The following is a 6,415-nucleotide window of genomic DNA, read 5'->3' on the forward strand; positions in this document are numbered from 1 at the left end:
CCTTTTCATCATCATATTGCATCTATATTATAGGATTTTTAGACACTTTACCTGCTTTTCTTGGATATTTTTTAGGAGTACCGTTTTGTTTTTTTATAACAACTAAATTATGCTGAAAATCCTCATTTTCAAATTCAACATTAATCACTTTATCTAATGTTCCGCCAAGAACTTTTATCGCCTTTTTCGCCGTTGATATCTCATCATTTATTCCAGGTCCCTTCAAAGCGACCAAATATCCCCCTACTCTTGCAAAAGGAAGACAAAATTCACTCAATACTGCCATATTTGCAACTGCCCTAGATACAGCCACATCAAACTTTTCTCTATAATCCTTATCTACACCAAAATCTTCTGCTCTACCATGAACAGTACTAATATTTTTTAAGTTTAGTTCTTTTATAACCTCATTTAAAAAATTAACCCTCTTCTGAAGCGAGTCTAGAAGTACGACTTCAATATCATCATTCATTATGGCAATTGGAAGCCCTGGAAACCCAGCACCTGTACCAACATCAATAATACGCTTTGCCTTAACTATATGTTCACACTCAAATATCTTTATTGAATCTATAAAATGCTTTTTCACTATCTCTTCGTCATCTACAATGGATGTTAAGTTCATTACCTTATTCCATTCTTGTAATAATTCCTTATATCTCATAAACTTACCATATTTTTCCTCGGTAAATTCTATCCCAATTTTTTTGCATTCTAAACTCATTATATCAAAATACTTCATTTTTTTCCTCCATTTTATATGATATTACTTATTTTTAAAATAATAATCTAAATAAATCATAAGAACAGAAATATCAGATGGAGAAACTCCAGATATCCTTGATGCTTGCCCTAAATTTACTGGTCTTAACTTACTTAGCTTTTGAATCGCTTCAGTTCTTAAATTTTTTATAGAATTATAGTCAATATCCTCTGGTATAACTCTTTTCTCAAATTTTTTAAATTGATCCACTTGCTCAAGTTGTTTTTCTATATATCCTTCATATTTTATCATTATATTAACTTCATCTATTATATCCTGTGCCAAATCTTTTCTATCTATATCCAAAGTTTGCAACTTATCATAATCTAATTCAGGCCTTCTGATTAATTCATACAAACTTATAGGTTTTTTTAAAGAAACTGATCCTAAACCTTCTAAAAAGTCATTAACTTCTTTTTTATTGGTGATTTGAACCTTTTTTAACCTATTTAATTCTTCTTCTATTGCATTTTTTCTTCCTATAAATTTTTCGTATCTATTTTCATCAACTAAACCTATTTTATGACCTAATTCAGTAAGTCTTAAATCAGCGTTATCTTGCCTCAATAGAAGCCTATATTCAGCTCTTGATGTCATCATCCTATATGGTTCATTAGTTCCCTTAGTTACTAAGTCATCTATAAGAACTCCTATATAACCATCAGATCTGCCTAATATAAGTGGCTCTTTATTTTTAACCATTAAAGCTGCATTTATTCCTGCAATTATCCCCTGTGAAGCGGCTTCTTCATATCCAGAACTTCCATTAAATTGTCCAGCACCGAATAATCCTTTTACGTCTTTAAATTCAAGAGAAAGCTTAAGCTGAGTTGGGTCAATGCAATCATACTCTATAGCATATGCAGTTTTAAGTATTTCAACATCCTCAAGCCCAGGCACAGTTTTTAGCATTTTTATTTGTACTTCTTCTGGTAATGAACTGGACATTCCACCAACATACAAATCATTTGTATTTTCACCTTCAGGCTCTATAAATATCTGATGCTGCTGTTTATCTGGAAAACGCATTACCTTATCTTCAATAGAAGGACAATATCTTGGTCCTACACTTTTTATTGTACCATTATACAATGGTGACCTATCTATGTTTTCCTTTATAACCTCATGAGTTTTCTCATTGGTATAAGTTAAATAGCAAGATATTTGCTCTTTTTCTAGTTTGTCGTTTAAAAATGAAAATGGTATTATTCTTTCATCTCCAGGTTGTTCTACCATTTTTGAAAAATCGACACTTCTTTTATTAATTCTTGCTGGAGTACCAGTTTTAAATCTTCTTAGTTTTATTCCTACATCTATTAATGATTGAGAAAGTTCATTAGCAGGAAATAGTCCACTTGGGCCTCCACTATAATTAACCTCTCCAATTATTATTCTAGATCTTAAATAAGTTCCAGTAGCTAAAACTATGGTGTTAGCTGTAAAACATGCTCCATTCTTCGTAACAATTCCTTTTACCTTACCATCTTCAATATCAAGAGAAATCACCTCTATTTGTCTTAAATACAAGTCTTCTTGATTTTCAAGCACATTTCGCATAACCTCTGAATATCTTACCTTATCAGCTTGAGCCCTTAAAGAATGTACTGCAGGTCCCTTTGATATATTAAGCATTCTTGATTGTATGAAAGTTTTATCTATATTAACTCCCATTTCACCGCCCAATGCATCTATTTCCTTTACAAGATGCCCTTTAGCCGTTCCACCTATATTAGGATTACATGGCATCATAGCTATACTATCTAGATTCATAGTGCACATAAGTGTTCTACATCCCATTCTTGATGCTGCAAGAGCTGCTTCACATCCAGCATGACCTCCTCCAATCACAATTACATCATAATCACCGGAAAAATATTTTATCATATCTCATTCACCTACTTTCCTAAACAAAAATCTTTAAATATTTTATCAATTAAATCTTCTTGGAGAGTTTCTCCTGTTATTTCTCCGAGAGCTGTCCAAGCATTACGTATATCTATAGATGCAAGATCTATGGCCAATGTATCTTGAAGAGCTTTTAATGATGTAGTGCAGTGCTCTCTTGCCCTTAAAAGAGCTTCCTTATGTCTCGTATTAGTAATCATTGTATTACTATGCTGGAGATTACCCGTTGCAAACATATTTTCTATAGTATCCTTAAGTTTTTCTAATCCAACTTTTTCTTTTACAGAAAACTCTATAATATTATCTTTATTTAATAAATCTAATTTACTTTTATCTTCTCTATTTTTAAGATCCACTTTATTTAAAAGCACAATATACTTTTTATCCTTAATATAATCGATTATCTCCAAATCTTCGGCATCTATTTTTTTACTTGAATCTATCATAAATATTATAAGATCAGCATTTTCCATCTTTTCTTTTGATCTTTCGACACCCATTTTTTCAATAACATCTTCAGTCTCTCTTATACCCGCTGTATCTACTATTTTAATTGGTATTCCCGAAATATTTATATATTCTTCAATAACATCCCTTGTGGTTCCAGGAATATCTGTAACTATTGCTCTTTTTTCGTCTAAAAGTAGATTTAATAGTGATGACTTTCCAACATTAGGTTTACCTATAATAACCGTGTTAAGGCCTTCTCTTAATATCTTTCCTTCATCAGCACTTAAAATCAATTCATCTATTTCCTTTAAAATATCATTTAAGTCTTTTGATACATTTTCAGCCGTAACCTCTTCTAAATCATCCTCAGGATAATCTACCGTTGCTTCTATATGTGCTATTATTTCAAGTATTCTTTGCCTTAATTTATTTATTTCCCTGGAAATCACACCTTCTGATTGAGCAACTGCTGATTTCATACTTAGCTCTGTTTTAGAATTTATAATGTCCATAACAGCTTCCGCTTGACTTAAATCAAGTCTACCATTTAAAAATGCTCTTTTTGTAAACTCACCTGGCTCCGCAAGTCTTGCTCCAGCCCTTATAATTTCTTCTAAAACTCTTTTGGTTGGATACATACCTCCATGACAATTTACCTCAACAACATTTTCTCCAGTAAAACTCTTAGGTCCTTTCATAAAGCTTACAATTACTTCATCTATTATATCACCATTACTTAACTCAACTATATTTCCATATCTCATGGTATAAGTATTCATTTCAATAATACCTTTTTTACTTTTACCTTTAAACACCTTATCTACAATACTTAAAGCTTCTTTTCCTGAAACTCTTATTATAGATATTCCACTATTCCCGATTGCTGTTGATATTGCTGCTATAGTATCAAATTCTTTCATATATTTTTAAGTAAGATATAAATTAATCTTACAATATCCTCCTTTCAATTGTCCTGAATTAAAAAGAAAGCCACAAAGGCTTTCTTTTTAATTTAGGACTTTTTTAGCTCTACTACAACCCTTCTGTGAGGTTCTTCTCCTTCACTATAAGTTCTAACATATTTATCATTTTGCAATGCTGAATGTATAACTCTTCTTTCATATGGATTCATTGGCTCCAATTTAAAAGGACTCTTCTCTTCTTTTACTCTTTTACTAATTTTTAATGCCAATCTCTTTAATGTCTCTTCTCTTTTTGCTCTGTAATTTTCCGTATCAAGAATAACCCTTTTATATTTTCCATCCGCATGATTTTTATTCGCAACTAAATTTACAAGATACTGCAAAGAATCAAGAGTTTCTCCTCTATATCCTATAAGTAGCCCTATATTTTTTCCAAACAAATTTACAAATAAATCATTACCGATCTCTTTAATCTTTATTTCAATAACAAGGTTCATATCTTCAAAAACTTTTCTTAAAAATGTTCTTACTTCGTCTATATAGTCCGTTTTTAGGGTAACTTTAACTTTTGCCTCTCTTTTACCTATTATATTAAGAAGCCCTTTACTACCTTCATCAATAACTTTAATTTCAACTTTATCTTCTGTTACCTTTAATTCACTCAAAGCTTTTTTAACAGCCTCATCTACAGTCTTTCCAAGACTTTCAATGCACTTCATTTTAAAGCCCCCCCTACACAAGTTAAACAAAAACATTATTTTTTCTTGTTCTTTTTATTCTTCTTATTATCAATATTCTGTGAAATAATATTACTGCTATCCTCTACGCTGTTTTTTTCTGCTTCTAATTTTGCTGTTACTGCAGTAATAATAATCTTTGATTGTGCCATTTGGAATAAATTACTTACCGTCCAATACAAAACAAGTGCCGCACTAAAGTTCCAACTCATCCAAAGTAAGAAAATGGACATTCCTATATTCATAGTAGTAGTTTGTTTTCTTTGGGCAGGATCTGAACTCGGAGGCATAGTTAATATACCTGACAAATATGTAGTAGCACCAGATACTATAGGTAAAATCCATGTAGTCCAATTACTGAATGTAGCCTTTTGCGATAAATCATGTATCCATAAAAACCCTATTCCTTTTATATGTAAACTATAAAAAACATAATATAACGCAATTAAAATAGGATACTGTATAATTAATAATAAACATCCTCCAAAAGGATTAACATTTTTCTCTTTGTATAGCTTCATTGTCTCTTGTTGCAATTTTTGTGGATCACTTTTAAGCTTAGTTTGAAGCTTTTTTAATTCTGGCTGTAACGCATTCATAAGAACAGAAGATTTAATCTGTTTTATACTAAATGGTACAAGCAAAGTCTTTATTATTATGGTAAGAATTATTATTGCTAGACCATAAGAATAGTTTTTATCCGGTACAATATTATAAACGAATTTATTTATTGAATCAAAAAACTGAACAAACAGATTGTTCAAGGCATTTATCTTAAACATATAAAATAGAACCTCCTAATTTTTATTTAACGGGGTCATATCCACCTTTTGAGAAAGGATTACATCTTAAAATTCTTTTCACAGCCATAAAGCTACCCTTTAATGCTCCGTATTTTTCTATTGCATCAATAGCGTATTGGGAACAAGTAGGAATGAACTTACAACATGCATTTCTTTTAAGAGGTGACAAATATATTCTATAAAACTTTATTGATTTAAGTAATATTCTTCTCATCATATATAACTAAGCCTGCCTTATTAAACAAATTTTTTATAGAATCTTCTATATCTGAATAACGTTTACCATTGCAAGCTGTTCTAGCTATAATAACAAAATCATGACCTTTTTTTAAATTACTAGAATTCAATCTATAACTTTCTCCAATTAACCTTTTCACTCTACTTCTAACTACACTCTTACCAACCTTTTTACTAACGGATATTCCAATTCTATTTATATCCTTTAATATATAATTTTTATAGACGTACAAAACTAGCAATCTATTTGAAAAAGACTTCCCTTTTCTATATACTCTTCTAAACTCGGCATTTTTTCGTATTCTATTTTCCTTCATAAAAAACTGCTCCTTAAATTGCAGAAAAAGGCCACACAACGCGGCCTTATGCTGTCAATCTTTTTCTTCCTTTTAGTCTTCTTCTTTTAAGAACTTTTCTTCCTGATAAAGTACTCATTCTTTTTCTAAAGCCATGTTCTTTTTTTCTTTGCTTCTTTTTAGGCTGATATGTCATAAACATGTTTACGCACCCCCTTCAATATATTTACTACGTTATAGAAATACGTTTTTTCCAAATTAAAGTTTTACTTTATAATTATATATTTCAATATAGCCAATG

General features: G+C 30.6%; 8 protein-coding genes. All 8 read right to left on the reverse strand.

What is annotated here, in order from left to right:
• Nucleotides 1-22: 22 nt before the first annotated feature.
• Entirely contained in the window at nt 23-742 is a 720-nt protein-coding gene (gene rsmG / locus CA_RS19190) for a 16S rRNA (guanine(527)-N(7))-methyltransferase RsmG (protein ID WP_010966992.1), read from the reverse strand.
• 24 nt (nt 743-766) lie between these two features.
• Entirely contained in the window at nt 767-2,647 is a 1,881-nt protein-coding gene (gene mnmG, locus CA_RS19195; protein WP_010966993.1) for a tRNA uridine-5-carboxymethylaminomethyl(34) synthesis enzyme MnmG, read from the reverse strand.
• Between the two features lie 11 nt (nt 2,648-2,658).
• Nucleotides 2,659-4,038, reverse strand: coding sequence for a tRNA uridine-5-carboxymethylaminomethyl(34) synthesis GTPase MnmE (mnmE, locus tag CA_RS19200; RefSeq protein ID WP_010966994.1), 1,380 nt, complete (start codon nt 4,036-4,038; stop codon nt 2,659-2,661).
• A gap of 92 nt (nt 4,039-4,130) precedes the next feature.
• A complete protein-coding gene (gene jag / locus CA_RS19205) occupies nt 4,131-4,760 on the reverse strand; it encodes an RNA-binding cell elongation regulator Jag/EloR (RefSeq protein WP_010966995.1) in 630 nt (209 codons plus the stop codon).
• Between the two features lie 35 nt (nt 4,761-4,795).
• Nucleotides 4,796-5,560, reverse strand: coding sequence for a membrane protein insertase YidC (locus CA_RS19210; protein ID WP_010966996.1), 765 nt, complete (start codon nt 5,558-5,560; stop codon nt 4,796-4,798).
• Nucleotides 5,561-5,582: 22 nt separating this feature from the next.
• The gene (gene yidD / locus CA_RS19215; RefSeq protein ID WP_010966997.1) at nt 5,583-5,798 is read right to left on the reverse strand and encodes a membrane protein insertion efficiency factor YidD; all 216 of its coding nucleotides are present in this window, start codon (nt 5,796-5,798) and stop codon (nt 5,583-5,585) included.
• Nucleotides 5,776-6,135: a ribonuclease P protein component gene (gene rnpA / locus CA_RS19220; RefSeq protein ID WP_010966998.1), complete on the reverse strand. Its 360-nt coding sequence runs from the start codon at nt 6,133-6,135 to the stop codon at nt 5,776-5,778. Before rnpA ends, yidD begins: the two co-directional genes overlap by 23 nt.
• Before the next feature lie 46 nt (nt 6,136-6,181).
• Nucleotides 6,182-6,316, reverse strand: coding sequence for a 50S ribosomal protein L34 (gene rpmH / locus CA_RS19225; RefSeq protein WP_010966999.1), 135 nt, complete (start codon nt 6,314-6,316; stop codon nt 6,182-6,184).
• Nucleotides 6,317-6,415: the final 99 nt, after the last annotated feature.

Origin of the sequence: Clostridium acetobutylicum ATCC 824 (assembly GCF_000008765.1) — a bacterium.
Classification (GTDB): Bacteria; Bacillota; Clostridia; order Clostridiales; family Clostridiaceae; genus Clostridium_S; species Clostridium_S acetobutylicum.

Bases quoted from the DNA above. Each gene is read 5' to 3' on its own strand.
- mnmE (WP_010966994.1), bottom strand. From the start codon at position 4,038: ATGAAAGAATTTGATACTATAGCAGCAATATCAACAGCAATCGGGAAT.
- rpmH (WP_010966999.1), bottom strand. From the start codon at position 6,316: ATGTTTATGACATATCAGCCTAAAAAGAAGCAAAGAAAAAAAGAACAT.
- mnmG (WP_010966993.1), bottom strand. From the start codon at position 2,647: ATGATAAAATATTTTTCCGGTGATTATGATGTAATTGTGATTGGAGGA.
- rnpA (WP_010966998.1), bottom strand. From the start codon at position 6,135: ATGAAGGAAAATAGAATACGAAAAAATGCCGAGTTTAGAAGAGTATAT.
- rsmG (WP_010966992.1), bottom strand. From the start codon at position 742: ATGAAGTATTTTGATATAATGAGTTTAGAATGCAAAAAAATTGGGATA.
- jag (WP_010966995.1), bottom strand. From the start codon at position 4,760: ATGAAGTGCATTGAAAGTCTTGGAAAGACTGTAGATGAGGCTGTTAAA.
- CA_RS19210 (WP_010966996.1), bottom strand. From the start codon at position 5,560: ATGTTTAAGATAAATGCCTTGAACAATCTGTTTGTTCAGTTTTTTGAT.
- yidD (WP_010966997.1), bottom strand. From the start codon at position 5,798: ATGATGAGAAGAATATTACTTAAATCAATAAAGTTTTATAGAATATAT.